The 24,244-nt window shown below is 69.9% G+C and carries 30 protein-coding genes and 2 pseudogenes; 29 read left to right on the top strand and 3 right to left on the bottom strand.

What is annotated here, in order from left to right; all coding sequences use genetic code 11:
- The first annotated feature begins 9 nt into the window (after window positions 1–9).
- From ACPYN4_RS11585 to ACPYN4_RS11695, 23 genes and pseudogenes are all read left to right on the top strand, one after another.
- Entirely contained in the window at window positions 10–1,287 is a 1,278-nt protein-coding gene (locus ACPYN4_RS11585) for a phage portal protein family protein (RefSeq protein ID WP_424446442.1), read from the top strand.
- A complete protein-coding gene (locus ACPYN4_RS11590; protein ID WP_424446443.1) occupies window positions 1,284–2,540 on the top strand; it encodes a head maturation protease, ClpP-related in 1,257 nt (418 codons plus the stop codon). The genes ACPYN4_RS11585 and ACPYN4_RS11590 overlap by 4 nt, the downstream gene beginning before the upstream one ends.
- Before the next feature lie 2 nt (window positions 2,541–2,542).
- Window positions 2,543–2,905, top strand: coding sequence for a capsid cement protein (locus tag ACPYN4_RS11595; RefSeq protein ID WP_424446444.1), 363 nt, complete (start codon window positions 2,543–2,545; stop codon window positions 2,903–2,905).
- A gap of 14 nt (window positions 2,906–2,919) precedes the next feature.
- On the top strand, window positions 2,920–3,846 hold the full coding sequence (locus ACPYN4_RS11600; protein ID WP_424446445.1) for a hypothetical protein: 927 nt from the start codon (window positions 2,920–2,922) through the stop codon (window positions 3,844–3,846).
- Window positions 3,846–4,199 (top strand): hypothetical protein, encoded by a 354-nt coding sequence (locus ACPYN4_RS11605; protein ID WP_424446446.1) that lies wholly within the window; start codon window positions 3,846–3,848, stop codon window positions 4,197–4,199. The genes ACPYN4_RS11600 and ACPYN4_RS11605 overlap by 1 nt, the downstream gene beginning before the upstream one ends.
- 20 nt (window positions 4,200–4,219) lie before the next feature.
- Entirely contained in the window at window positions 4,220–4,582 is a 363-nt protein-coding gene (locus ACPYN4_RS11610; protein ID WP_424446447.1) for a hypothetical protein, read from the top strand.
- On the top strand, window positions 4,579–4,944 hold the full coding sequence (locus ACPYN4_RS11615) for a hypothetical protein (protein WP_424446448.1): 366 nt from the start codon (window positions 4,579–4,581) through the stop codon (window positions 4,942–4,944). The genes ACPYN4_RS11610 and ACPYN4_RS11615 overlap by 4 nt, the downstream gene beginning before the upstream one ends.
- Window positions 4,945–4,961: 17 nt before the next feature.
- The gene (locus tag ACPYN4_RS11620) at window positions 4,962–5,252 is read left to right on the top strand and encodes an HK97 gp10 family phage protein (RefSeq protein WP_424446449.1); all 291 of its coding nucleotides are present in this window, start codon (window positions 4,962–4,964) and stop codon (window positions 5,250–5,252) included.
- Complete coding sequence (locus ACPYN4_RS11625) at window positions 5,249–5,668, top strand: hypothetical protein (RefSeq protein WP_424446450.1); 420 nt, start codon at window positions 5,249–5,251, stop codon at window positions 5,666–5,668. Before ACPYN4_RS11620 ends, ACPYN4_RS11625 begins: the two co-directional genes overlap by 4 nt.
- Window positions 5,669–5,766: 98 nt before the next feature.
- Window positions 5,767–6,609, top strand: a complete 843-nt coding sequence (locus ACPYN4_RS11630) for a hypothetical protein (protein WP_424446451.1) — start codon at window positions 5,767–5,769, stop codon at window positions 6,607–6,609.
- A 78-nt stretch (window positions 6,610–6,687) separates the two neighbouring features.
- Window positions 6,688–6,915 carry a hypothetical protein gene (locus tag ACPYN4_RS11635; RefSeq protein ID WP_424446452.1) on the top strand — a complete coding sequence of 76 codons (228 nt, stop codon included), beginning with the start codon at window positions 6,688–6,690 and terminating at the stop codon, window positions 6,913–6,915.
- A 30-nt stretch (window positions 6,916–6,945) separates the two neighbouring features.
- Complete coding sequence (locus ACPYN4_RS11640) at window positions 6,946–7,344, top strand: hypothetical protein (protein WP_424446453.1); 399 nt, start codon at window positions 6,946–6,948, stop codon at window positions 7,342–7,344.
- Entirely contained in the window at window positions 7,287–7,685 is a 399-nt protein-coding gene (locus ACPYN4_RS11645) for a hypothetical protein (RefSeq protein ID WP_424446454.1), read from the top strand. The genes ACPYN4_RS11640 and ACPYN4_RS11645 overlap by 58 nt, the downstream gene beginning before the upstream one ends.
- A 794-nt stretch (window positions 7,686–8,479) precedes the next feature.
- Window positions 8,480–8,566 (top strand): annotated as a pseudogene (locus ACPYN4_RS11650) (hypothetical protein); the annotation flags it as partial.
- Between the two features lie 22 nt (window positions 8,567–8,588).
- Window positions 8,589–11,441, top strand: a complete 2,853-nt coding sequence (locus ACPYN4_RS11655; RefSeq protein ID WP_424446455.1) for a phage tail protein — start codon at window positions 8,589–8,591, stop codon at window positions 11,439–11,441.
- A gap of 230 nt (window positions 11,442–11,671) precedes the next feature.
- Window positions 11,672–12,256, top strand: a complete 585-nt coding sequence (locus ACPYN4_RS11660; RefSeq protein ID WP_424446456.1) for a hypothetical protein — start codon at window positions 11,672–11,674, stop codon at window positions 12,254–12,256.
- Window positions 12,257–12,309: 53 nt separating this feature from the next.
- Window positions 12,310–13,332, top strand: a complete 1,023-nt coding sequence (locus ACPYN4_RS11665; RefSeq protein WP_424446457.1) for a hypothetical protein — start codon at window positions 12,310–12,312, stop codon at window positions 13,330–13,332.
- 11 nt (window positions 13,333–13,343) lie between these two features.
- Window positions 13,344–14,363, top strand: coding sequence for a hypothetical protein (locus tag ACPYN4_RS11670; protein ID WP_424446458.1), 1,020 nt, complete (start codon window positions 13,344–13,346; stop codon window positions 14,361–14,363).
- A gap of 100 nt (window positions 14,364–14,463) precedes the next feature.
- The gene (locus tag ACPYN4_RS11675; protein WP_424446459.1) at window positions 14,464–15,399 is read left to right on the top strand and encodes a hypothetical protein; all 936 of its coding nucleotides are present in this window, start codon (window positions 14,464–14,466) and stop codon (window positions 15,397–15,399) included.
- Window positions 15,396–16,394 (top strand): hypothetical protein, encoded by a 999-nt coding sequence (locus ACPYN4_RS11680; RefSeq protein ID WP_424446460.1) that lies wholly within the window; start codon window positions 15,396–15,398, stop codon window positions 16,392–16,394. Before ACPYN4_RS11675 ends, ACPYN4_RS11680 begins: the two co-directional genes overlap by 4 nt.
- 22 nt (window positions 16,395–16,416) lie before the next feature.
- Window positions 16,417–16,869 (top strand): hypothetical protein, encoded by a 453-nt coding sequence (locus tag ACPYN4_RS11685; protein ID WP_424446461.1) that lies wholly within the window; start codon window positions 16,417–16,419, stop codon window positions 16,867–16,869.
- Window positions 16,866–17,312: a hypothetical protein gene (locus ACPYN4_RS11690; RefSeq protein ID WP_424446462.1), complete on the top strand. Its 447-nt coding sequence runs from the start codon at window positions 16,866–16,868 to the stop codon at window positions 17,310–17,312. Before ACPYN4_RS11685 ends, ACPYN4_RS11690 begins: the two co-directional genes overlap by 4 nt.
- A 14-nt stretch (window positions 17,313–17,326) precedes the next feature.
- Window positions 17,327–17,626, top strand: coding sequence for a hypothetical protein (locus ACPYN4_RS11695; protein WP_424446463.1), 300 nt, complete (start codon window positions 17,327–17,329; stop codon window positions 17,624–17,626).
- Window positions 17,627–17,964: 338 nt separating this feature from the next.
- Here ACPYN4_RS11695 and ACPYN4_RS11700 read toward each other — a convergent pair whose 3' ends face one another.
- Window positions 17,965–18,132: a hypothetical protein gene (locus tag ACPYN4_RS11700; protein ID WP_424446464.1), complete on the bottom strand. Its 168-nt coding sequence runs from the start codon at window positions 18,130–18,132 to the stop codon at window positions 17,965–17,967.
- A 32-nt stretch (window positions 18,133–18,164) separates the two neighbouring features.
- On the opposite strand from ACPYN4_RS11700, the gene ACPYN4_RS11705 reads away from it, so the two are divergent.
- Both ACPYN4_RS11705 and ACPYN4_RS11710 read left to right on the top strand, forming a co-directional pair.
- Entirely contained in the window at window positions 18,165–18,797 is a 633-nt protein-coding gene (locus ACPYN4_RS11705) for a PASTA domain-containing protein (RefSeq protein WP_424446465.1), read from the top strand.
- A gap of 526 nt (window positions 18,798–19,323) precedes the next feature.
- Window positions 19,324–20,280 carry a DMT family transporter gene (locus ACPYN4_RS11710; RefSeq protein WP_315551288.1) on the top strand — a complete coding sequence of 319 codons (957 nt, stop codon included), beginning with the start codon at window positions 19,324–19,326 and terminating at the stop codon, window positions 20,278–20,280.
- A gap of 356 nt (window positions 20,281–20,636) precedes the next feature.
- Here the strand turns inward: ACPYN4_RS11710 and ACPYN4_RS11715 are convergent.
- Both ACPYN4_RS11715 and msrB read right to left on the bottom strand, forming a co-directional pair.
- Window positions 20,637–21,149: pseudogene (locus ACPYN4_RS11715) on the bottom strand (nitroreductase family protein); the annotation flags it as partial.
- 26 nt (window positions 21,150–21,175) lie between these two features.
- On the bottom strand, window positions 21,176–21,586 hold the full coding sequence (msrB, locus tag ACPYN4_RS11720; protein WP_076690115.1) for a peptide-methionine (R)-S-oxide reductase MsrB: 411 nt from the start codon (window positions 21,584–21,586) through the stop codon (window positions 21,176–21,178).
- A gap of 71 nt (window positions 21,587–21,657) precedes the next feature.
- Here msrB and ACPYN4_RS11725 point away from each other — a divergent pair, with 71 nt between their 5' ends.
- From ACPYN4_RS11725 to ACPYN4_RS11740, 4 genes are all read left to right on the top strand, one after another.
- The gene (locus ACPYN4_RS11725; RefSeq protein WP_424446466.1) at window positions 21,658–22,659 is read left to right on the top strand and encodes a DUF2332 family protein; all 1,002 of its coding nucleotides are present in this window, start codon (window positions 21,658–21,660) and stop codon (window positions 22,657–22,659) included.
- Between the two features lie 91 nt (window positions 22,660–22,750).
- Window positions 22,751–23,035 (top strand): DUF3263 domain-containing protein, encoded by a 285-nt coding sequence (locus ACPYN4_RS11730; RefSeq protein WP_239280900.1) that lies wholly within the window; start codon window positions 22,751–22,753, stop codon window positions 23,033–23,035.
- A 9-nt stretch (window positions 23,036–23,044) separates the two neighbouring features.
- The gene (locus ACPYN4_RS11735; protein WP_424446467.1) at window positions 23,045–23,626 is read left to right on the top strand and encodes a LytR C-terminal domain-containing protein; all 582 of its coding nucleotides are present in this window, start codon (window positions 23,045–23,047) and stop codon (window positions 23,624–23,626) included.
- Between the two features lie 143 nt (window positions 23,627–23,769).
- Window positions 23,770–23,970, top strand: coding sequence for a cold-shock protein (locus ACPYN4_RS11740; protein WP_076690119.1), 201 nt, complete (start codon window positions 23,770–23,772; stop codon window positions 23,968–23,970).
- Window positions 23,971–24,244 lie beyond the last annotated feature (274 nt).

Consider the following 24,244-nt stretch of genomic DNA (forward strand, 5'->3'; position numbering starts at 1 on the left):
GAGGCCGATGTGACCGAGCGCGGTTATCAGACCGGCCAGTGGGGCGTCATCGGGTGGTCGTCGATCGTCGAAGAGTCGCACGAAACGAACCCTGCGCTCATGTGGCCGCAGTCGATCAACGAGTTCGATCGGATGCGCCGCGAGGACCCGCAGGTGAAGTCGGTGGTCCGCGCTGTCACACAGCCGATCCTGCGCACCGAGTGGACGCTCGATGGCGCCGGATGCCGCGACGAGGTCGTCGACTTCATCGCGCAGAACATCATGACCCCGGTCAAGGGCCGACCGAACCTCGCGCCGCGCCGCACCAAGGGTCGCTTCTCGCTGAAAGAGCACCTGCGGCTCGCGCTGCTGTCGCTCGTGTACGGGCACTCGTACTTCGAGCAGGTGTACGACATCGATGCCGCAGGCCGCACGGTGCTGCGCAAGCTCGGATGGCGCCCGCCGCGCACGATCTCCGAAATCAACGTCGCGAAGGACGGCGGGCTCGTATCGATCCGTCAGCACGGCGCGGAGAAACCGATCCCGGTCGATGCGCTCGTCGCGTACGTGAACGAGCGCGAGGGTGCGAACTGGATCGGCGAGTCTCTGCTGCGCGCGGCGTACAAGATGGCGCTGCTGAAGGACCGTGTGCTGCGTATCCAGGCGCTGACCGCCGAGCGCAACGGTCTCGGCATCCCCGTGTTCGTCGCGCCGCCGTGGCCGCCGGACATGGAAGCCGACGAGGCGATCGCGTGGATGGACAAGCAGATCGCGAAAGGTCTGGAGCTCGTTCAGGCTGCTCGGGCAGGTGAGGAGGCCGGCGTCGCGATCGCTGGCGGTGCGAACTTCAAGCTCGCGGGCGTCGAGGGTCAGCTGCCGAACCTCGACAAGGCGATCCGGTACTACGACGAGCAGATCGCTCGCGCGGTGCTCGCGCACTTCCTGAACCTCGGCGGCGACAGCTCGAAGGGCTCGTACGCGCTGAGCGACGTGCTCGGCGGGTTCTTCACCGACTCGCTGAACACGCTCTCGCAAGACGTCGCCGACGTCTTCAACCAGCACGTCATCGAAGACCTCGTCGACCTGAACTGGGGCCCCGAGGAACCGGCGCCTCGGCTCGTGCCCGCACCGATCGGTGAACGGCAGCAGATCACCGCTGAGGTGATCCGCGCGCTCGTCGAGTGCGGCGCGCTGATCGTCGACGACGACCTGCGCGCGTACGTGCGCGACCGGTGGGGCCTCCCCGTCGAGAAGCTCACCAGCGACGATCTGCTCACCCTGAACGCGTCCAAGGAGGTCGCAGCATGACTCGCACCGAAACGTGGCCGAACCGGTTCTGGGGCTCCGCCCCTCTCCCCAAGACGAAGCGTGAGTTCTTCGACGCGATTGTCGCGCCGAAAGCGTCGGGCGATGAACCTGAGATCGCAACGATCCGTCTCTACGGCCCCATCGACTCGTGGGGCGGATACTGGGGCATCTCCGCGAAAGACGTCGGGGGAGTGCTCGACGCGCTCCCCGACTCCGTGACGCAGATCATCCTCCGCATCAACAGCCCCGGCGGGCATGTGTTCGAGGGCATCTCGATCAAGAACCTGCTCCGCGCGCACAAGGCGAAGGTGACCGCGGTCGTCGACGGGCTCGCGGCGTCCGCCGCATCGGTGATCGCCGCGGGCGCCGACGAGACCGTGATGTCTCCCGGCACGCAGATGATGATCCACTGCACCTCCACGATCGTCTGGGGCAACGCCGCGGATATGCGGAAGGAAGCAGCAGTCCTCGAAGGTCTCGACCGATCGCTCGCCGAGATCTACACCGCGAAGGCGGGCGAGAAGGACTGGGCGACTCTCCTCGAGGCCGAAACCTGGCTCACCGCCAGCGAGGCGGTCGCCGAGGGACTCGCCGACCGCGTCGCCGACATTCCCGACGCCGGAGAGTCGACCACCGTCAGCGACGACGAGCAGATCGTCCTGCTGCCCGACGAAGACGAACCCGAAGACACCGCGGCCGCACGGGTCATCCGTTTCGCCGCCAGCGCCGCAACGCGCGTCCCAAGACCCCCGGACTCGACCGAGCCGGGCGAACCCAACCGAAAGGAGACCGCTGTGGCCTACAGCGATCTGACGGCTGGCCTCCGCGAGCGGCTCGGCGTGACCGATGCCAACGCCACCGACGAGGAGCTGCTCGCAGCCCTCGACGAGACGCTCGAGGAACAGGCCGACACCACCCCGACCGCGACGCTGCCCGAGGGGGTGGTCGCGATCGACGCGACCGCGCTCGCCGAGCTGCGCCAGAACGCGTCGGCCGGCGCGGAGGCACGCGCCGAGCAGACGAGCGCACGCCGCGACGGCATCGTCGACACGGCGCTGCGCGAAGGTCGCATCACGTCGGCGTCGCGCGATCACTTCCGCGCGATGCTCGACAGCGACGAGACGGCGACGACGTCGCTGCTCGCGTCGCTCGCGAAGAACACGGTCAACGTCACCGAGATCGGCACGTCCGACTCGCTGACCGACTCCGACGACGCCCTGTACGGCTCGATCTACGGAAAGAAGGAGGCCTGACCATGGCTGACCACCTGCTCAAGTTCAAGCCCGGTCAGGCCGTGACGTTCACGGCCACGACCGCGATCACGGGTGGCCAGGTCGTCGAGGTGACCGGCAACCGTTCCGTCGGCGTGCCCACCGCGGCCGCGTCGGCGAAAGCGATCGGCACCGCCGGCCACGACGCCGGTGTCGGCGACCAGGTCGTCGTGCACCTCAACGGCCCCGTCGACACGATGATCGCGGCCGCCGCGATCAGCGCCGGCGTGAACGTCGAGGCGTCGACCGCCGGCAAGGTCCAGACCGCCACCACGGGCCGCGCGCTCGGCATCAGCCTGTCGGCCGCGACCGCGGCCGACCAGATCATCCAGGTCCTGCGGGCCTGAGGGAGGAGATACCCATGATCAACTACCCCATCCCCGGGTCGCAGCTCACGAACGTCACCGTCGCGCAGGCGCAGGCGTTCCTGAAGTCGCCGACCCTCATCGCCCGCCGGTTCAGCGATATCCTCGCCGACCACAACTTCCTCGCGCACTACCTGCTGCGCGGGAAGTACAAGATGGTCGGCGGCGCGATCGCGTACACGCCCGACGAGGCCACCTCCTCGGGTGACACCGCGGAGACGGTCGCCCCCGGCGGTGAGTACCCGCTGACCGCGCTCCCCGCCGACGCGGCGGTCCTCGTCGCGGCGCTCAAGAAGGGTCTCGCATCCGAGATCGCCGACGAGGCCGTCGGCCGCCTCGCGATGGACCCGATCGAGCGCGCGATCCAGATGCTCGCGTTCGACCTGATCTCGCAGTTCGACGCGGCCGCCATCGGTGCGATCCAGTCGGCCGTGGGAACGTCGATCACGGGCGGGGCCTGGACCTCGGGCACCCAGCTGGTCACCGACGTCGAGAAGGCGAAGGCGACGCTGAAGGGCCGCAAGAAGGGCTACCGCGCGACGAGCGTGGTGCTCACGGATCTGCAGTGGGCGGCCGTCTCGCCCGTCCTGCTCCCGCTGCTGCCCCGCGAGGCCGGCAACCCGATCGTCGAGGGACGCATCCCGAACATCCTCGACGTCGACTGGGTCACGTCCTCGGACCTTCCCGCAGGGTGGGTGCCGCTCGTCGCCGACGCCAACAACCTCGGCGGCATCGGCCACGAGGACATCCCCTCACCGGAGTACATCGCTCTCTCGTCGATCGCCGCGCAGAACGGGTCGAACGTCGAGGTCGCGCGGTTCCGCGAGAAGAACGATGCCACGCGCATCCAGGTCCGCAAGGCCGACGTGCCCGTCGTCGCGAACCCGGGCGCCGGCATCAAGATCACGGGAACGGGGCTCTGATGACGCACATCGTCACCGCAGCCGCGGTCCAGATCACGATCGGCGCTCGCGCTCACCTCCTCGAGCGCGGCGCGCTCGTCCCGGAAGGCGCCGACGAGAAGGTCCTCGACCGCCTCGAGAGCGAGGGCATGATCGCCGAGTACGAGGCGCCCGCCGCCGACGAGACGACGTCGGTGAGCGTTCTCACGCAGGCCGACATCGACGAGGCGGTCGCAGCGGCCGTCGCCGAGAAGGACGCCGAGCTCGACGAGGCGAAGCAGCAGCTCGCCGACGCGCGAGCCGAGATCGAGGCGGCCAAGGTCGCCGACAAGAAGCCGTCGACGACGGCGAAGACGCCCCCCGCCCGGGGCTGAAGCGAACAGGGGGTGATGTCGTGCTCACATGGAGCGACCTCGGCATCCAAGACGAAGATCTCGCCCGCGAGATCATGATCGTCGCGCGCGACATCGCCCCCTGCCTCGCAACCCTCGAACCTCCCGATGAGAACGCGCTGAACGCGCTGGCTGTGCTCCGCCGTGTGGCATCCGAGATCACGAGCCGCGGTTCGCGGTCCGTGAAAGCGCAGCGCATCGGCTCGGCGTCCGTTGACTACACCGACGTTGCGTCGGCGTTCACCGGGCAGCCCGCGCGGGCGCTGCGTGCGCTGTGTGCCGCGAGCGTGCCCGCAGCGCTCCCGCGCGGGAGCTTCCCCGCCGACCGGCCGATCAGTCGGCTCTGGCCCGAGAAGCGCTCATGAGCTTCGCGTTCCCCTTCGGGGTGACCGTCTACCGGCTGCGCGCGAAGCCGATCCTCGATCCGTACTCGCAGGAAGAGATCGACGAGGACTGGTCCGATCCCGATGTGCTCCCGATCCCGGGAGCGTTCGTCGCGCACACCTCGACCTCGCTCCTGAATACGGCGACGCGCGAGCAAGCCGCCGAGTCGAAGTCACTGTTCTGCGACGGCGCGGCCGACGTGCGCAAGGGCGACCGGGTCCGCGACGGCGCGCCGGGTGCGGCCGTCTACGACATCAACGGCATCCCGCCGGCCGCGGACACGAACCCGTTCACGGGGTGGACCCCGCCGCGGGAGATCTTGCTGACCCGCTGGGTCGGCTGAGTGAAGCGAGGTGGGTCATGGCGCGCAGCGGCGACACCTCCGTCGAGTTCAATCCACGCTTCTTCGAGACCGTGCTCCGGCAGCCGCAGGTCGAGGCGCTCGTCGACGGCACCGGAGACCGCGCGCTCGGCATCGCCAAGGCGACCGCGCCCGTCGACTCGGGCGATTACCGCGACGGCCTGCACATCGAGCACCACGAATCTCGCTACCGTCGGGCAGTGCGTGTCGTCGGGAGCGACGACAAGACGCTGCTCGTCGAGTCGAAGACCGGCAACCTCGCACGCGCGCTGAAGGCGGCGAAGGCATGAGGGTCACCCCACCCGACCTGGAACTGTGGCTGACGGGCTACGTGCGGTCGCTGGCGGCGTCAGAAGCCATTCAGGCCACCGTGACCAACAAAGAGCCTGCCGACCTTTCCACGCCGCTCGTGCGGCCGCTCATCGTGATCCGTGACGATTCCGGGTCGCGTCTATCTCACGTGACGTTCGACCGCTCTATCGGGTGGTCGGTTCTCGCTGGCACGCGCATGAACGACCAACCCGCGAACGACCTCGCTCGCTGGCTGGCCGGCGTGCTCTTCGACCTCGAGCTGCCGCTCGTTGAGGGGTCGCCGATCGCGTCTGTCGAGGTCGACGGATGCCTCGGCCCGTATGCCGTCACCGAGCAGCTCGATGTGGCGCGCCGGTACGGCACAGCGCAGTACACCGTCGTCGGCTCCTGGTGAGCCGCTAACCCGAGTCTGCGGGCCGCCGACCGGTGGTGCCGCTAACCCTGAGCGCCCCGCCTCATGCGGGGTGCTCGAATACCGAGAGGAGCGTCACTATGGCGCAGGATGCAGAGGGCAACGACCTCGGCGCAGTGGGCGTCCCGATCACCGGGTTCGCGGCTGTGCAGCTGACCGGGGGCCCCACGTTCGTGGAGTCCGCAGCGGGCGCGGTGACGCCGCTCACGCTGCCCGCCGGGTACGAGAAGGTGGGCCTGTTCAAGGTCGACGGCGGACCGCAGGAAGGCGGCGACGCGGGCGACGCGATCGAGTTCTTCCAGCAGGGCTACAAGCTCGCCGGCGACGACCAGCCCACGATCGTCATCAACCTGGCCCAGTTCGACGAGCGGGTCCGCCGGCTCATCACCGGCCAGACTCCGGACAGCAACGGCATGGTCGTCATCAAGGGCCTCACGCCCGACGGTGTCTTCCCGCTGTTCGTGGTCACCAAGTACAAGAACGGCTGGTCGCGTCGCCGCAACGGTCTCGCGCGTGTCTCGGCGGTGGAAGCCGACCAGGAGACCCGCGGCGAGGTCAACGGCCGCGCGGTCACGTTCGAGTGGATCTACGACGAGACCATCGGCGGCTTCTACCGCGACTGGCTGGTCCCGCCCGGGGCCGCCGCGGGCGCGAAGACCGCGTGGGACGTCGAGATCGAGGGCGCACCCACCGGCGGCACGTTCACGCTCCTCGTGAACGGCACCCCGACCGCACCGATCGCGCACAACGCGGCCGCCGCGGCGATCACGTCCGCGCTGAACGGCATCTCCGGAGTCACCGGCCTGGCCGGCATCACGACGTCCGGCTCGGGCCCGTTCACGGTCACCTTCCCGTCGGCCGCGGTCCTGACCGCGACGGACGCGTTCACGGGCGGCACCGACCCGCAGGTCGTCGTCTCCTGAAAGCCGGCTGGCCGGGGTGCTATCGGGTCACCCCGGCCAGCCTCACACCCGAACCCGACAATCCCGAAAGGAGCCACCATGGCTCGCATTCAGATCCTCGAGCTGCCGACGCTGGTCGTCGGCGACGCCATGTCCACGCCGTTCGCGCTCGTGATCGACCAGGTCGAGGCCGGAGACATCGTGAGCGTCCAGGACGACGTGATCCGCACGGCCGCCGATCTCACGCAAGACGCCGCGAACGACTTCGCGGCCCGCGTCGGCGCAGTCGGCGCGATCCTCACCCGCTACACCCTCGACGTCGCCTGACCCCACCCGATAACCCGAAGGAGAGCCACCATGGCCACCACTCGCAAGCCCACCGCGCCGCCCGCAGCGACCGAAGAGTACGACTTCGACAACTGGGACCAGGACGCCGAGGACGCCGCGCTCGTCGCCCTGAACGACGTGAAGTACATCATCGTCGAGCAGGACTTCGTCGGCCGGTTCGCCGACGGCACGATCGTGCGCATTCCGCTCCGTCTGAACCTCGCGCTCGTCGACGAGCTGCAGGAGAAGCACGCCTCCCAGATCGACCAGTTCAAGTCGCTGGTCCAGACGTTCGGCGGCGACGATCTCGCCGCCTCCCTCGACACGCAGGGGCTGATCGCGGTGGCGATCATCACCGAGAAGTACTTCCGGTGCCTGGGGCGCGCGCAGGAGCTCGCGTTCCCGGAATCCAAGCCGTCGTCCAGCTGATCCACGAACACCGGGGCCCGATCGCGCGCACCCTGCGCGAAACCTACGGGATCGGGCTCTCGGACCTGGGCGACGGCGTCACATGGGGCGAAGCCAAGACCCTCCTCGAGGAGGCGGCCGCCGACGGCGGGACCGCGTTCGGCGCGGAGCTCGCGGGGTGGGCGTACCCGGCGAGCATCCCCCAGTTGCTGTCTCTGATTGCTCAGGTGGGCGACTGGAAGGCAGCGAAGCGGGTCATGCCATGGGCGATGGACGGCATCCGTAAGCGGGCCCCGCAGGCGACAGCCGCTGAGGTTGCTGCGGCGGATGCCGAGCTTGAGGCGGAGATCGTCTTCACCTGAGTCACCGGGGAGGTGAACGGTAGACTGGGACGGCCCCGGCGAGTGCGTCAACACTCAAGCCGGGGCCTGACCCAACAGATCGAGTGAAGCGATCGGAGGGCTGCGATGCAGTCTACCCAGGCACGGTTCTGCACCATCGACGGATGCGGTCGAGTGCACGACGCTCGCGGCCTCTGCACCATGCACGGGCGTCGCCTGAAGCGCACCGGCGACCCTCTTGGCCGCAGGTGTGAATCGTGCGGACAGCACCTGGCGCTCGTACTCGGCAACCGCTATCAGAGGGCGCGCTTCTGCTCCGATCAGTGCAAACCGCAGTGCGCAGTCGCAGAATGCAACGAACCCGTGCGGAAGATGAAGCTCTGCGAGGCGCACTACGCGCAGCGGCGGGTCAGTGGCGAGGCGAAGCCGTGGACGCGGAGATGGAACGCTCCGGGCGGCTCTTGCCGCGTGTGTGGACGCCCCGCGGGCGCCGAGATCCGAAGCCGCATCCACTGCTCGGCGCGGTGTGCTCAGCAGTCCAAGCTGCACGGCGTGCGCGAGAAGTCGCGGCCGTGCGCTCTTTGCGGAACAACGATCGACCTGTTCGAACGGAACGACGCCGGACGGATCATCGACTACCGCACGAAGCTCTGTCGCGAGTGTCAGCGTCGCAGGGAAGTTCAAGACCTCTGTGCGCGCACTGGCGAAGCGTGACGGCACTTCCTGCGCGATCTGCGGCGAGCACGTGGACCTTGCACTGACACGCGCAGAGAGCGTGTTCTGCGCCTCCATCGACCACGTCACCCCGCGCTAACGGCGGGTCCGACGACCCCACGAACCTCCAGCTCGCGCACTTCTGGTGCAACGCCGTCAAGAGCGACCGCGAGGACTTCACGATCTGACGCTCACGCCGAGGAGGTGCCCATGTCCTCTGAGGTCGGAACTGGGCACATTTCGATCTTTCCTGTCCTCACGGGGTTCAAGGCGAAGGTCTCGAAAGAGACCCAGTCGGCCGGGGCCGACGGCGCGAAGACGTTCGAGGGCGGCTTCAAGGGCGTCGGTACGCGCAGCGGCCGCGCGCTGGGCAAGGACCTGAAGTCAGCGCTGAGCGCGTCCGCTGGGAACCTCGGCGCCGACTCGATGAAGAAGCTCACGAGCGAGGTCGCGTCGGCGTCGTCCGCGCTCGCTCGGGCCCGCCTGAAGCAGCAGGACGACGCCGGTCGCGTCCGCGTCGCGGAGGCCCGTCTCGCGGAGGCGGTCGCGAAGTCCGGCGCATCGTCATCTCAAGCCGTCGCGGCCGAGGAGCGCCTCGCCGCGGTTCGGCGCGCGCACGCGACGACTACCGAGGCGGTCTCGTCTGCAACCACGCGCCTGAAGTCCGCCCAGTCTGCGCTCGCCTCAGCGCAGGCCGCCGGTGCCGCGTCGACGGGACGATTCTCCGCGGGGCTCGCCGGTCTTGGCCGTGCAGCTTCGAGCGGATTCCAGTCGATCGTGAACGCTGCAGGCCAAGCTGCGTCTGCCGTTGGTCGCGCGCTGGACACCGGCATCCGGAACGCGGCGACCGCCGGCGTCACGGTGGCGGCCGCCGGGATCGCCGTCGCGTTCACGAAAGGCTTCTCCCGGCTCAACGCGATCGACACCGCGCGCGCGAAGCTCACCGGACTCGGGAACGACGCGAGATCCGTCGACGCGATCATGACCGACGCGCTCGCGTCCGTGCGGGGGACCGCCTTCGGGCTCGGCGAGGCCGCGACCGTCGCGGCGGGTGCAGTGGCCGCCGGCATCAAGCCGGGCGAGCAGCTGCAGTCGACCCTCAAGGGCGTCGCAAACATCGCGGCCGCGTCGGGGTCGTCGATGGAGGAGACGGGCGCGATCTTCAACAAGGTCGCGTCGACCGGGCGCGCCTACACGGAGAACCTCAACCAGCTCGCTGACCGGGGCATCCCGATCTACCAGGCGCTCGCCACTCAGCTCGGCGTCACAACGGACGAGGTCCGGTCCATGGCGACCGCTGGGGAGATCGACTTCCAGACCTTCTCCGACGCCGCGGCAGCCGCCGCCGGCACCGTCGCTGCCGAGATGGGGAAGACCGTCCCCGGAGCTGCGAAGAACTTCTTCGCCGCGATGGGCCGGATCGGCGCGAACGCGCTCGGACCGATCTACGGCAAAATCGCCCCGCTGATCGCTGCCGCGACATCCGCCCTCGGTCCCATCGAGGAGCGGGCGAAGCAGTTCGGTGACCTGCTGCTCACCGTGCTCGGTCCGGCGCTCGACTGGATCACGAACCTGTTCACCAAGATCGGCGAGGGCGCGTCCCTCGCCGAGATGGGATTCGGCGGCCTGCAGGGCATCCTCGGGCCTCTCGTGGGCGTGTTCGCGGCGCTCGGCGCCGGCGGCCTCGGTGGGCTTCTGACGAAGATCCCGCTGCTGTCCTCGCTGATCCCCGGTCTCACGGGCGCCCTGGGGCTGCTCGGGGGTCCGCTCGGTGTCGCGGCGGCCGCACTCGCCGGTTTCGCGCTCTCCGGCGCCGATGCGTCGGGCTTGGTGTCCAGCATCACCGGCATCATCGGCCAGGTCGTTGCAGCGCTCCCGGGCGTGATCAGCACCGTCGCGACGGTGATCCCCGACATCGTGTCGTCGATCCTCGGCCAGGTGCCGGCGCTGCTTGGCGCCGCGGTCGCCATCGTAAACGCGCTCGTCGCCGGGATCGTGACGGCGATTCCGCTGCTCGTCGACGGGGCACTCGCGCTGGTGCAGGGTCTTCTCGACGCGATCGTGACGAATCTGCCGATGATCATCGCAGGGGCGATCAAGCTCGTGATGGCGCTCATACAGGGCATCATCACCGCGATCCCGCTGCTGATCACCGCGGCGCTGTCCCTGGTGAATGGTTTGCTGACCGCGATCATCGGCGCGCTGCCGATGATCATCGAGGGCGGCATCCAGCTGCTTCTCGCGCTCGTGATGGGCATCGTCAATGCGCTCCCGCAACTGCTGCAGGCCGCGGTGGGCCTCGTCATGGGGCTGCTGCAGGCGGTCATCGACAACCTGCCTCTGCTGATCGACGCCGGCATCAAGCTGCTGCTTTCGCTCGTGACGGGGCTGATCAATGCGCTCCCGCAGCTGATCACCGCAGCGATCGAGCTCGTCCTGCAGCTGGTCGTCGGATTGCTGAAGATGCTCCCGAAGCTGATCGAAGCTGGCATCACGCTCGTCGTCTCGCTGATCACCGGTCTACTCAAAGCGATCCCGCAGATCATCAGTATGCTCCCGCAGATCGTGGACGCGATCTGGAACGGACTCGCCGACGTCGACTGGCTCGGCCTCGGAGCGGAGATCATCCAGGGCATCATCGACGGCTTCTTCTCGATGGTCGGGTCTGTCGGAGACGCGATCGGCGACGTCCTCGGCGGGATCCTCGACTTCTTCCCGCATTCGCCGGCGAAGAAGGGCCCGCTGTCCGCGGTCGGATGGCGCCAGCTGCGCACTTCCGGCGCCGCGACGATGGACCAGTTCATCGCAGGCGCCCAGGGCGGTGCACCCGGGTTCGGAGACGCGCTGTCAGAGGTCGCGTCGGCAGCCTCCTCTCGCGCGCATCTGGCGGTGTCCTCGACCTCGAGCGCAATCACCTCGGCCGCCGCCGAGCGTGGGGTTGGGATGCCGGAGGAGGTGACGCTGGTAGACGCCGACGGGTCGATCCTCGCGAGGACGCGCGTCGTCGCTGAGCGTGGGGCCGCCGATGTTGTGAGCAAGACGTTTTCCGGGAGGTCTCGATGATCACAGCCGACCTGATCGGGGCAGGCTTAACCCCGATGGTGCAGATCGTCGTATCTGCGACGCCAACGGGGGAGGCGTGGGAGGTCATCGGCTCCACGGGCGACGGGTACACGTGGACGGTTCCCGGCGGGCGGGGCGTTGGGGACGGCGGTCAGTTGACTCTGGTCGACAATCGCTCACCGTTGAACGTCCCTGTCACGTACGCGTTCTCCTCAGTATCGGTGATGAACGTGTCGGCGCCCGTCGTCGTGCCGGTGATCCCACCCGCCCTGTTCGCGCCCGGGGGTGGGTCGATGGTGCTGCAGTCGCTGGATGGACAGAAGTCCGTGGTGGTGGGCGTCCTGAAGGGATCGCTCGAGGTCCACGTGCCCGCGGTGCGTGCCCGGTTCAGCGTCCCCGGTCGGCGTCGTCCTGTGGTCCGCTACGGCGTTTCCGGCGACCGTGAGGGGACGCTGAGGCTATTGGTTCTTGGCGAGGACGAGACAAGGTTCGAGGCGCTTTTCGAATCGGGAGAGCCGCTGTTGTGGCGGTGCACGGGCCCCGTCTTCGATTTGCCTGCCGTGGCCGTGTTCGACTTCGACACGCTGACGGCAGAAGCATTCGTTGTCAGAAAGGCGCGCGTGTGGTCCTTCCCGTATGTCCCGGTCGATGACCCGTTCATGGATCAGCGTTTGGGTGCGTTCACGTGGGACTTCATCGACGCCCTGCAGGTCGATGGGGTCACGGTGATCCGTGATGGTGTCGCGATGGAAGCGGCGTTCGCGGGACTCACGTGGGACCAGGCCGACGCGTTCGACTGGTCGGTGTTGGCGTGAGGGCGGGGCCTTCGGGGCCGGTCCTGGCGTCGGCGGCGTCGTGGGGTTGCCGGGTGTCGTCGTGGCTGGGCGGGTCGCTGCTGTCCGGTGATGTCCCGGTCTTGTCGGGGCGGGTGTCGGCTACGACGTCGCAGGTGGTCCCGGAGCGGATCTCGTTCACGGTCCCGCCGTCGACGGTGGAAGCGGGTCGCACGGTCGACTGGCTTCCGGGCGACCCGGGCGCACCGTTGGGCAGGTATGGGCAGGTTGTGGACGTGACAATCACCGTGGGCGGGGTGGATGCTCGGGTCGGCCGGTACCTGTTGACGCAGTGGCAGGAGCAAGACGATGGGTCGGTCCAGGTCGACGGTGCGGGGTTGTTGCAGACCGCGGAGGATGACCGGCTGCTGACCGCGACGGGTCCGCGCGACGGGGGCACGTTGAAGTCCGAGTTTCTGCGGTTGCTGCCGTCGTACATGACCGCGAGCTTCGGTGTGGGGCTGGCCGATCGGGCGGTACCGCGGACGATGGAGTGGGACGAGAACCGTCTCGACGACCTGTACAAGATCACCGATTCGTGGCCCGCCCGGCTGCGGACGGACCCGTGGGGGCAGGTGCAGGTGCTGTCCCCGCTGCCCGCGATCCCGGTTCCGGTGTTGACGATCCGGGATGGGGAGGGCGGCACCCTGATCGGGGCGCCCGTGTCCGATTCCCGTGACGGCGCGTACAACGTGTTTGTGGCCCGGTCGAGTGCGGATGGGGTGGAGGCGCAGGCGGTCGCGCGGGTGATGTCGGGGCCGATGGACCTGTCCGGCCCGTATCGGCCGGTGCCGAAGTTCTTCGCGTCGCCGCTGCTGTTGACGGAGGCGCAGTGCCTGGCCGCGGCGGTGACGATGCGGGACGAGTCGGTCCGGCAGTCCCGGATCCGGAAGGTGACGTTCGTGCCCGACGCGCGGGTCGATCTGGATGATCCGGTCGAGATCATCACCGGGTGGGGTACTTCCCGTGAGGTGCGTGAGGTCGGGTATGTCGTCGGGTACGACCATCCCCTGACTGTCGCTGACGGCCCGTCCCGTATCGACGTGGCGATCTTCTGAGGGGTGGTGTGATGGGTTTCTCACCGTTGGATGCTGCGACGCTTGTCACCCTCCCGGAGGGTGTGCCGGCGGGGTCGGATCTGGGCGCGATGGTCATGGGCCGTGTGGTCGGGGTGGACCCGGCGGCGCGGGTCGTGCAGGTCACCGTGCTGGGGTCGTCCCCGGTGTGGGTGCCGGCGGTGCCCGCGATCTACACGGCCGGGACGATGGTGCGTGTGCTGCGGTCCCCACTCGACGGCGGGAAGCTCACCCTGTGCGTGGGGCCGGTGGATGCGGTCATGCCGGTCGTGCGGGGGAAGGTCACCGCGATCAACGCCGGTGCCGGGACGCTCACCGTCGACACCCTCGGCGGCTCGTATACGCTGCCGTACACGTCGGGGACATACACGGTCGGCGGGAACGTGCAGGTGCTCCGCGACCCGGCGTCGTTCGGGACCCCGTTCTACGTGGCGGGACCGGAGGGCAACTTCTCGGGCACCGACCCGGGCGCGGGGGCCGGTGGGGCGACGAACCCGGGCGTGGTGGAGTCCCGGCAGGTCACGATCGGGCCGCAGTGGTCGGGGTCGTGGACCGGGTCCAGGTGGGACAACTGGAACATCTACCAGACCGCGTACGGCGGACGGGCTGCCCTGTATCAGGGGCAGGGGTACGGGTCTCCGAACATGTCTGGCCTGGCCGTGTACGGCGATCAGGTCGTGAATCTGCAAGCCCAGTCGATCACCCGCATGCTGTTGACGATCGCGCGCCCCGCGTCGGGGTCGGGCGGCGGGTCTGGCCCGGCCGTGTTCCAGGCGTCCCCGCACGGTACCGGAGCGCCCGGTGGCGGTCCGGGCGGGTCGGGGGCGAGCGTGTCCGCAGGGATCGACCGCGGCGCGACAGTGACGTTCGATCTGCCCTCGAGCATGTTCGAGCCGTTCCGGACGGGCGCCGCGAAAGGACTCGCGCTCACCGGCGGCACCTACCTGAACCTGTTCGGAGCTGACCGTGCCGGGGCGATGGTCCTGACCATTCAGCACACGGTGGTGCGGTGATGGACGGCCTGTGGGTGGTGTGCGGCACGTGCGGCGTGGTCGTCGCGGACATGGAACTTCACGAGCAATGGCACGCCGATACGACGAGGAATGAGAACTGATGCCCACGACAAACTTGCGGAAGCACACGATCCCGACGGGGTCGGAAGCGTCCTTCACCCGGGAGACCCTGTTCAAGCTGTTCGGTGAGTCGATCCATGACATCGTGACCGTCGCGAACACGACCGCGCGCAGTCAGCTGGTGTCCGCGATGGTCGCCGCGGGTAAGGGCCCGTCGACGACGAACCCGCTGGTCGTGTTCCGGGTGGATGCGCCCGGGCTGCACCGTCTCGAGTACACGACGGACGGGACGGTGTGGATCACCGCGGGCGGACCGTTGGAGTTCGCGGACCTGGCCGCCGCGAGCTCATGGGCGACCGCGAACCCGGGCCTGCTTGCCACCGGCGACCGGTGCGTCGCAGGCGGCGTCGAGTACAGGTGGCGCGGGGCGTGGGTGTCCGCATCGGGCGTCATGGTGCCCACCGAGGTGACCGGTGCGGGCGTGTCGATCGGGTCGGTCGGGCAGATCATTCTCACGAACGTGGCCGCATCGACCACTCTGCAGATCCGTGGCGTGTTCTCGTCCGCGTTCCGCAACTACCGTGCCGTCGCGCAGTTCACGTCGAAGCCGTCCGCGGCGGCGACAGTGCAGGGCATCGTAGGGTCCACACCAGCCGGCGGCACGTCGTACTCGTTCTCACGTCAGGCGTACGTCGGCGGCTCCCGCGGCGACGCGCAGGGGACCGGTCAGGCGAACTTCGCTGAGGGGTTCATCCCGGTCCTCGGCACCCTGGGTGGTGGTGTCGCGGACATCCTCGCCCCGAACGCCCCGGAGCCTACCTACATGCTCGCGCAGCACAACCACCTCGGTGGGTTCGCGGGCATCACGAACCTCGCGTCCGGCCTGAACTCGACCGACCAGCTCACCGGCCTGCAGATCGTGTCCGCGGCGGGTGGGACGACGTCGGGCGAGATCCGCATCTACGGGGTGTCGTGAGCGTCGCGGAGGCGTACGGCCCCGACCGCATGGGCCGCGCGTTCGGGTGGCGTCCCGGCCCGGGGCAGCCGAACCCGTACACGATCAGCGGGTATCACCGTGGGCAGGACGTGCGGAAGACGGACCCGACCGGGTCGTACTCGGTCGTCACCGACGTTGTGTCACTGTCGGCCGGTGTGGTGTCGCACCTGTACACGGGGAAGTCGACGGGCCGGGAGGTCGTGGTCGACACGGGCCGGAAGGTCGGCCGGTACGAGATCCACTGCCACAACGCGCCCGGCGCGGTCGCCAAGGGGGCACGGGTCGGCGCGGGCGGGTGGCTCGCCCGCAACGCGACCGCGAAACAGAAGCCCGGCACGGCGTGGTCCGCACCGCACGATCACTTCATGATCAGCGACTACCCGGATGCCGCGCACGAGAACCGGCCCGTGTACGACCCGCGTCCGTTCATCGCCGCAGCGCTTGCCCAGACCGCGGGCGGCGGCACCACACCATTCCCGACCCCTCAGGAGGACACGTTGAGTGCAGCAGAAGTCGCCGAGATCAAGGCGCATATCACCACCGAATCGCAGGCCGCCCGCCGCCTCGCCGCCGGCACACCCGGTGCCGGTGCGCGCCTGGTCCGGTATGCGAAATCCGCAGCGACAGGGACCGTGTTCGCCTTGTACGACAACCCCGCCGGGGGCCGGTTCCGTGTCCCGGTGACCGACCCGACCGGCGTCGAGGACGCCGCGACCGTCCCGCAGGAAACCCTGTGGGGGTACGCGGAGACCGGTGTGGCGGGCGGGGAGTGGCCGCACGATGGTGTCACCGTCCGCCCCGGCGCTCTCACCGGGTATGCGACCTCCGACGCGACGGGCAACGTGTTCGCGCTGTACGTCGACAGCAACGGCAACCGGGCGCGGCGTCTACTCGACCGGCTCCCCGCGGGCGCCACAGCCCCCACGGTCAAGCAGGCCGTCCTGTGGACGTACGCACCGGTGAACCAGTCGTGACCCCGCCCGTCTCGAACCGCTGATGCCGACGCCACACACGCGGGCTCGGTGGCCGCGCCTGGTCGCGCTGGTCCACTTCTACCTCGCGCTCGGGATCGGGTGGGGTCACGCGATGCTGTGGTTCACGCCGGCGTCGCTCGCGTCGAACGTCACGCCGGGTGGGATCACGGCGTGGGCGGTGATGACGATGGTCGGCGGTCTCGTCGCGTCCACAGGGCTGATCTTCAAAGCCCGCCGGAACCGTCGACTGCAGCTCCGCGGCCTGTCGATCGAGTTCGTTGGGGTCGTGCTGCTCGCCGGGGGGCCGTTCCAGTACCTCGCGATCCAGGTCGGTTTCTGGATCGACGGGCAGTTCGCGGCGAGGTATGCGCTCGCCTGGTTCGCGTACGCGATGCTCGCGTCGCTGTTCGTCCGGTTCGCGACCGTCGTTCCGGACTTCATCGCCGACGCCACCGACGAACGGAAGGCCGGATGAACCCAATCGAACTATCCCAAGGGATCGGGCAGGCGCTCACGTTCCTCACCGCCGCGATCGCGATCATCGTCTCGCTCGTGAACAAGAAGGCCCGCACGCCCGCCGACGACCAGGCCCGCGCCGAGTACGGGTACCGCGTGTTGAAGGAGCGGTACGACGAGTCCGTCGCCGACCGGAAGGTGCTGTCCGAGACTGTCGACTATCTCCGGGAGCAGGGGCGGCAGGACTTCGACCGGGAGCAGAAGAAGGAAGACCTCATCCGGTCGTTGAACCGTCGCATCACGGAGCTCACCCGGCAGATCGACGAGTTCGAGGCGCGCATCGCCCGCCTCGCCGACAAGGTCCGCAACGGGCGGCCCATCACCCTCGCCGACATCTACGGCAACCCGCCCGACGATGACCCGCTCGACGAACTCGAGCACCCCGTCGCACCATCCACATGAACGAAGGAGACATCATGAACACTCGAGCTGAACCCCGCACTACCACGCAGACCGCCTACCCGTGGAAGGCGACGCTCCGCACGATCGTGCAGGTCGGCGTCCCCGCGGTCATCACCCTTGTCGGGGTGCTGCCGCTGATCATCCAGGTGGTCCTCGACGAGCTCGGCGAGCAGATGCCCGAAGGGCTCCGCCTCTGGCTCCTCGGCGCGGCCGCGCTCCTCACCGCCGTCGCCGCGGCCCTGGCGCGGGTCATGGCGATCCCCGCCGTGAACGCGTGGCTCACCCGTCTCGGCCTCGGCGCCACCCCGAAGTAACGCCCCCCACACAGAACCGCCCCCGCCACCTCACACGAGGTCGGCGGGGGCGGTTTTTGTCGTGTCCGGGGGAGTCATCATGATGATCCACATGGCGAGCACGTGGCACCCTCTCCTCGCGGCCGTCGAGATCGAGCCGGCGGTGTGGTCGCTGCGGGATCAGCAGGGCGAGTATGGGCGTGTCGCGCTGCGCCGCACGGAGGACGGCCCGCGCTACCGGTGCGAGCATCGGGGAACACTGATCGGGTGGGCGACGTCGCTGCGGGTAGCGTGCGAGCGCGTCCACGGGGCGTACCTCGCCGCTCACGGCCCGGGCGCCGGGGCCGGGTACCCGGACCTCAATCCCAGTGGCCGTGGAGATGGTCCGTCCCTGTAGGCCGCTCAACCCACGGGATCTCGACACGATGCGCGCACCCGCGGCACTGGTAGCCGCCATCGATGACGTGCATCACCGTGCCGCACACCTCACAGCGAGGCTCGGCGCCCGCATCGAGGTCGTCGTCCATGGCCGTGAGCGTACCGCTGATAGCGTGCGAGCATGCATCGACGTCTCCCCGCCCTCGCTCTCGCAATCGCCGCCGCCATCTCGCTCGCTGCCTGCAGCTCGACCACCACAGCGGAGCCCGCGTCCGCTACATCCGCCGCCGTCGAGACGATCACCGTCGACGACGTCGCCGGCCAGAACGCGAAGGACGCCTCCGCCGCGTTGAAGGAGGCCGGCTTCATGACCGAGTACGACGCGGGCGACGAGACGGTGATCATGGCTTCGAACTGGACTGTCGACTCGACGACGCCCGCTGCGGGGGAGTCCGCACCGAAGGGCAGCACGGTCGTTCTGCACGTCTCGAAGCACGACGACTCTGCGACGGATCCGGCGGCGACGTCGGACCTCGCGGCGCGCACCGAGGCGGCCTACCTTGCTGCCTGGGGCGTGTCGAGCCTCACCGAGCTTGCTGGGGACCCGAGTGTGACGGTGAAGGTCGCCGGCATCACGCAGTGGGAGGACGTCTCGACGGGCACGATCCGCGTGTACGTCCAGGAGAACCTGACTCGCGACGAGGCGAAGACGGTCGGGCAGAACATCTGGGGTTTGACGCACGATGTCGTCCCCGACCTGACGACCGTCGTCGTACGTGGCGCTGACGGCGTGGACGTGAACTACTTCGGCTGACGCGCGCCCCCCACGGATCCGGCATTTACTCGTGGTTTTGGCGGCGTACCGGTGAGTACCGGCATGTACTGTCCCGCAGGAATCTGCGGCACGGTGCACCCAGGTACATGCCGGTACACCCCACCCGACAACAGGGGGTTGCAGGTTCGAGTCCTGTAGCCGGCACCGTCTCCTCCGCGTTTTCCCGGGCCCATCGGGTGACGCTCCGCTGTCGGTTATCTCCGGCGATGCGCCGCACGCCACGACGCGGATGCCCGTAGCTTCGACCTCGTGGACGACTACGACCCGCGCAGCGAACCCGAGCCGATCACCGAAGCCATCTGCATCCTCGGCTACGACTGAACCCCGGCTGCAGCCGGCGCGCCTGCGCAACTGCAAGTTCGCCGGGGCGACACGCCAGTCGCCGCCGTCGTGCCACGGCGTGTCGCGCACAATCCCTTGCAGTTCGACGAACCCGGGCCGGCCGGGCCGCGGACACGCCCGCGGGAGACGGCGCCGGTCGGAGGCCGGACTAGGCTGGCTCCCCGTGACCTCCTCCGCGCCCCACCGCCTCCCCGCGGGAGTGGCGCTGGCCGGCGCGGTGCTCGTCGGCGTGCTGACGGCGATCCAGGCGCGCATCAACGGCCAGCTCGGCCTGCGCATCGGCGACGGGTTCGTCGCCGCCGTCATCTCGTTCGGATCGGGCCTCGTCGTCCTCCTCATCCTGTCCGTCGCCCTCCCGGCCGGCCGTCGCGGCGCACGGGCGCTGGGTGCCGGCATCCGTCGCCGCACGATTCCGTGGTGGATGCTGCTGGGCGGCCTCGCCGGCGCGCTCACCGTCGCCACCCAGGGACTGGCCGTCGCCATCATCGGCGTCTCACTGTTCACGGTCGGCGTCGTGGCGGGTCAGACGCTCAGCGGCCTCGTCCTCGACCGCATGGGCTACGGGCCGGCGGGTGTCGTCGCTGTCACCGTGCCGCGCGTCATCGGCGGGGCGTTGGCGCTCGTCGCGGTCGCCATCTCACTACAGGGCGGCGTGCTCGAGCGCGTCCCGCTGTGGATGCTCGTGCTGCCGGTCCTCACCGGCATCGGCATCGCGTGGCAGCAGGCCACCAACGGGCGCCTGCGACAGCGGGTGGGCACCCCGCTGACGGCGACCCTCGTGAACTTCATCGGCGGCACCATCGTGCTCGCGATCGCCGCGGCGATCCACGTCGCGATCGTGGGCATGCCCGCGGGGCTGCCGACCGAGCCCTGGCTCTACCTCGGCGGCGTCGTGGGTGTGACCTACATCTTCCTGTCGGCGGCGCTCGTCGTGCACACCGGGGTGCTGATTCTCGGCCTCGGGGCCGTCGCCGGGCAGCTCGTCACGGCCTTCACTCTCGACGCCCTCTGGCCGGCGGATGCCGGGCCGGGCTGGCTCGTGGAACTGCTCACCGTCGTGGTCGCCGCCGGCTCCGTCGTCGTGGCCGCGGCGCCGTGGCAGCGGCGCGTGCGCGGCTGAGATCCCGGCGGGGCTGCGGGGGCCGGTCGACGCGGCGCCCAACGAGCGCGGTGCCGGCGAGCGCGGTGCTCCGCTGCGCCGGACGGGTCGGCGCGTCAGGCGGGGGCGCCGCCGGCGCGCTGCCGTGCCTCGTCGGCCCGCTGCGCAGCCTTCCGCGCCCTCTTCTCGGCCTTGCGGGCCTTCTCCTCGGCCTTCGCCGCCCGCGCGGCCCAGTCGACGGGCTTCTTCTCCTTGGGCTTCGCGCCCTTGCCGCCGGACTTCTTGCCGCCGGACTTCTTGCCACCCGACTTCTTCTTCGCCGTGGCGGCCGCCTCTTCGCGCCAGCTCACGAACTCGCCGGGCTGATCCGCGCGCTGCGGCATCCGGCTGACGTGGGCGCGGGGATCGACGGCCTTGCGCCAGCCCGGGCGGGAGCGCTCCGGCTTGCCGCCGACATAGAGCCAGCCCAGCAGCTCCTCGTTCTCGGACAGTCCGTGCGCCTTGGCCACGGCCTTGCTGCGCGTGTAGTGGCCGGTGCGCCACAGGACGCCCCAGCCGGCCTCATCGAGCAGCAGGCTCAGCATGTGCGCGACGCCGGAGGCGACGGCCTGCTGCTCCCAGCGCGGCACCTTGTCGCTCTTGCGGTAGCTGGCGACCACCGCGATCAGCAGCGGCGCGCGCAGCGGCTTCGACGACGGCGTGCTGTCGCCCTCCGCCTTCGCGATCGCCGCGCCCAGCACGCGCCGGTCGTCGCCGCGCAGCTCGATGATGCGCCAGGGGCGCAGCGACGAGTGGTCGGCGACGCGTCCGGCTGCCGACACGAGGGTGAGCACCTCGGCGCGGGTGGGCGCGGCATCCGTCACCTTCGACCACGAACGCCGGGCGCGCACCGCCTCGAGCACGGGGCGGCCGTCGGTCACGATGCCGGCTCTTCCGGGGCGAACGACAGCGACAGCGAGTTCATGCAGTAGCGGTCGCCGGTGGGCGTGCCGAACCCGTCGGGGAAGACGTGGCCGAGGTGCGACCCGCAGTTCGCGCAGCGCACCTCCGTGCGCACCATGCCGTGGCTGGTGTCTTCGATGAGCTCGACGGCCTCGGGGCGCACCGACTCGTAGAAGCTCGGCCACCCGCAGTGCGAGTCGAACTTCGTGCCGCTGCGGAAGAGCTCCGCCCCGCACGCGGCGCAGGTGTACAGGCCGGCGCGGTGCTCATCGAGCAGCTCGCCGGTCCAGGCGCGCTCGGTGCCGGCCTGGCGCAGCACGGCGTACTGCTCCGGGCTCAGCTCCGCCCGCCACTGCTCGTCGGTCTTGTTCACGCGGTAGGTCATGGTGACTCCTCACTCCCTTCCATTCAACCCGACGCGAGCGGCCGATGTTCCGCGCGCACCAGAATGGTCGAATGGATGCCGACACCGCCGCCGTCGCAGAGCGTTTCGGTCGCTTCGCGCGGGACGAAGCCCCCGGCCGGTCGGAGCGATACGCGCTGTGGGCGGCCGGGGTCGCCGCCGACCCCGCCGTGCAGCGGGTGCTCGCGCGCATCCCGGCCCGGCACCGGCAGCCGCCGCTCGTCTTCGCCGTCGCCCGGCTGCTCGGGTCAGGGGAGCCGCCCTACCCGCAGTGGCGGGAGTGGGTGCTCGCGCATGCCGATGCCCTCGTCGCGGAGTGCGCCAGCCGTTCGCTGCAGACCAACGAACCGCTCCGCTGCGCCGCGCTGCTGCCCGCGCTTGCGCTCATCGACGGTCCCCTCGCGTTGCTGGAGATCGGGGCGAGCGCGGGCCTCTGCCTCTATCCCGACCGCTACTCCTACCGCTACCGCGGCCCGGCCGGAGAGATCGCCCTCGACCCGCCGGACGGGCCGTCTCTGGTCGTCCTGGAGTGCGAGGTGCGGGGTGAGCGGATGCCGCGGGTCGCCCGACCCGAGATCGTCTGGCGTGCGGGCATCGACCTCGCCCCGCTCGACCCCGCGGCCGCGGCGACCGAGGCATGGCTCACCGGCCTCGTCTGGCCGGGGGAGGAGGGCCGCCGCGAGCGCGTCGGCGCGGCCCTGCGCATCGCGGCCGCCGACCCTCCGACGCTGCACGCCGGGGACGGTGCGGCGCTCCTGGCGGAGGTCGCGGCATCCGCCCCGCCGGACGCGACCCTCGTCGTGCAGACTCCGGGTGTGCTCGCCCACATCCCGTGGGCCGGCCGCCACGAGCTGATCGCGGACATCCGCGCCGTCGCCGGCGGCAGGGCGCGGTGGATCACGCTGGATCACCCGACTCTGCACGAGGGCTGGGCGCACCCGATCGACGCGGACGCGTGGCCCGACGGCTTCGCCCTGGCGCTCGACGGCGAGGTGCTCGCCGCCGCCGACCCGCTCGGCGGGTGGATCGCGCCGGGGGAGCCCGGAGTCGCCTGAGCTGCCCGGCGTCGTCTGCCGCCCGGCGTCGTCTGAGGGGCACGCGGAGTGGCGCGCGGGCGGGACGCCGGTGCGGAGTTAGCGTGGGCAGGTGCCCCTCTCCGACCGCGATCTGACGCTCCTCCGCTTCGAGTCGCGCTGGAGCGGAACGGCGACGCCGGGAGCCAAGGAGGAGGCGGTGCGCACCGAGCTCGGCCTCACCCCGGCGCGGTACTACCAGCTGCTCGGACGCGTCATCGACGCGCCGGATGCCGCGGCCCACGACGCCATGCTCGTCCATCGCCTGCGCCGCCTGCGCGACGCCCGGGAGCGCGAGCGCGCCGACCGCGCGGCCGGCCCGGCCGTGCACACGGTCCACACCGGCACCGGCCGGTAGCATTCTCTGGTGCCGAAAACCCCGCCGCAGAAAGACCGCTTCGACGATCTGCCCGTATCCGGCGACGCGGCTGCCCGTATCGGCGCGCATCGCGCCGAGAACCCGCGCATGCGCGGCGGGATCGTGCTGCTGTGGTCGGTGCTCGCGACCATCGCGCTCGTCGCGATCGGCGTCTTCGGCACCCTCATCGCCACCGGCCGGGTGACGCTCTTCCCCGCGCCCTCGCCGACCGCCACGGGCGCCGTCACCGCCGAGCCGGTGCTCGACACCGCCTACAAGGTGACGGTGCTCAACGCCACCTCGCAGTCGGGACTGGCCGGCGCCATGGCCGACGAGCTCGTGGCCGCCGGCTGGGCCGCCGACGATGTCACCGCCGGCGAGGCGGGCAGTGAGTTCGCCACCACGACGGTGTTCTACTCCGACGTCGCCGACGAGGGCGCCGCGCGCGGACTCGCGCAGGCGATCGGCGGCGCGGCGGTCGAACTCAGCGACGCCTACGCGGGCCTCGCGGGCGACGAATCGGTCAAGCAGCTGGTCGTCGTCATCGGCACCGACCGGACGGATGCCGGGGCCGCCACGACCGCGCCCTGACAGGCTCGCGCCCGCGCGCCGGCGGGGCGTGTTTCGCGCGTGTGAACTCTTGGATGCGGCCGTGTCAACAGTTGCCGTATCGGCGGTTTCGCGGCATCCGCGATGCATAGCATGGCGGAGTTCCACAGCATCAGGAGACACGCATGACCCAGGGCACCGTCAAATGGTTCAACGCCGAGAAGGGGTTCGGCTTCATCACCGTCACCGACGGCCAGGACGTCTTCGTCCACTACTCGAACATCGACATGTCGGGATTCCGCGTGCTCGAGGAGGGCCAGACGGTGGAGTTCACCGTCGGCGCCGGCCAGAAGGGCCCGCAGGCCGAGTCGGTGCGCGTCGTCTGATCCGCGCCGCCGCGGCGCCCGCGGCAGCGGCGCCAGCGCCAGCATCCTGGCCTCCGCCCGGCGCAACGCGCCCCTGACCACCGAGAGAACAACGGGCCGCCGAGGGAACGGGTAATGCCCGTTCTCTCGGCGCGCAGTTGTTCTCTCGCGGTTGGGGGAGGGACGCCGGGCGGCTACCGGGAGGGTGGGTGGCGGATGCCGAGGGTGAGACGGGCGGATCCGGGGGTGGATGCCGTGGCTTGCACTCGTCATGCCAGAGTGCCAGAATGAGTTA

This window comes from Microbacterium sp. CH-015, from assembly GCF_049707015.1.
Taxonomy (GTDB): Bacteria; Actinomycetota; Actinomycetes; order Actinomycetales; family Microbacteriaceae; genus Microbacterium; species Microbacterium aurum.

Excerpts from the sequence above, each read along its gene's own strand:
- ACPYN4_RS11675 (WP_424446459.1), top strand. The coding sequence starts at position 14,464 with ATGCCCACGACAAACTTGCGGAAGCACACGATCCCGACGGGGTCGGAA.
- ACPYN4_RS11640 (WP_424446453.1), top strand. The coding sequence starts at position 6,946 with ATGGCCACCACTCGCAAGCCCACCGCGCCGCCCGCAGCGACCGAAGAG.
- ACPYN4_RS11590 (WP_424446443.1), top strand. The coding sequence starts at position 1,284 with ATGACTCGCACCGAAACGTGGCCGAACCGGTTCTGGGGCTCCGCCCCT.
- ACPYN4_RS11620 (WP_424446449.1), top strand. The coding sequence starts at position 4,962 with ATGGCGCGCAGCGGCGACACCTCCGTCGAGTTCAATCCACGCTTCTTC.
- msrB (WP_076690115.1), bottom strand. The coding sequence starts at position 21,586 with ATGACCTACCGCGTGAACAAGACCGACGAGCAGTGGCGGGCGGAGCTG.
- ACPYN4_RS11605 (WP_424446446.1), top strand. The coding sequence starts at position 3,846 with ATGACGCACATCGTCACCGCAGCCGCGGTCCAGATCACGATCGGCGCT.
- ACPYN4_RS11625 (WP_424446450.1), top strand. The coding sequence starts at position 5,249 with ATGAGGGTCACCCCACCCGACCTGGAACTGTGGCTGACGGGCTACGTG.
- ACPYN4_RS11595 (WP_424446444.1), top strand. The coding sequence starts at position 2,543 with ATGGCTGACCACCTGCTCAAGTTCAAGCCCGGTCAGGCCGTGACGTTC.
- ACPYN4_RS11615 (WP_424446448.1), top strand. The coding sequence starts at position 4,579 with ATGAGCTTCGCGTTCCCCTTCGGGGTGACCGTCTACCGGCTGCGCGCG.
- ACPYN4_RS11740 (WP_076690119.1), top strand. The coding sequence starts at position 23,770 with ATGACCCAGGGCACCGTCAAATGGTTCAACGCCGAGAAGGGGTTCGGC.
- ACPYN4_RS11670 (WP_424446458.1), top strand. The coding sequence starts at position 13,344 with ATGGGTTTCTCACCGTTGGATGCTGCGACGCTTGTCACCCTCCCGGAG.
- ACPYN4_RS11725 (WP_424446466.1), top strand. The coding sequence starts at position 21,658 with ATGGATGCCGACACCGCCGCCGTCGCAGAGCGTTTCGGTCGCTTCGCG.
- ACPYN4_RS11695 (WP_424446463.1), top strand. The coding sequence starts at position 17,327 with ATGAACACTCGAGCTGAACCCCGCACTACCACGCAGACCGCCTACCCG.
- ACPYN4_RS11700 (WP_424446464.1), bottom strand. The coding sequence starts at position 18,132 with ATGGACGACGACCTCGATGCGGGCGCCGAGCCTCGCTGTGAGGTGTGC.
- ACPYN4_RS11630 (WP_424446451.1), top strand. The coding sequence starts at position 5,767 with ATGGCGCAGGATGCAGAGGGCAACGACCTCGGCGCAGTGGGCGTCCCG.
- ACPYN4_RS11600 (WP_424446445.1), top strand. The coding sequence starts at position 2,920 with ATGATCAACTACCCCATCCCCGGGTCGCAGCTCACGAACGTCACCGTC.
- ACPYN4_RS11690 (WP_424446462.1), top strand. The coding sequence starts at position 16,866 with ATGAACCCAATCGAACTATCCCAAGGGATCGGGCAGGCGCTCACGTTC.
- ACPYN4_RS11705 (WP_424446465.1), top strand. The coding sequence starts at position 18,165 with ATGCATCGACGTCTCCCCGCCCTCGCTCTCGCAATCGCCGCCGCCATC.
- ACPYN4_RS11655 (WP_424446455.1), top strand. The coding sequence starts at position 8,589 with ATGTCCTCTGAGGTCGGAACTGGGCACATTTCGATCTTTCCTGTCCTC.
- ACPYN4_RS11635 (WP_424446452.1), top strand. The coding sequence starts at position 6,688 with ATGGCTCGCATTCAGATCCTCGAGCTGCCGACGCTGGTCGTCGGCGAC.
- ACPYN4_RS11685 (WP_424446461.1), top strand. The coding sequence starts at position 16,417 with ATGCCGACGCCACACACGCGGGCTCGGTGGCCGCGCCTGGTCGCGCTG.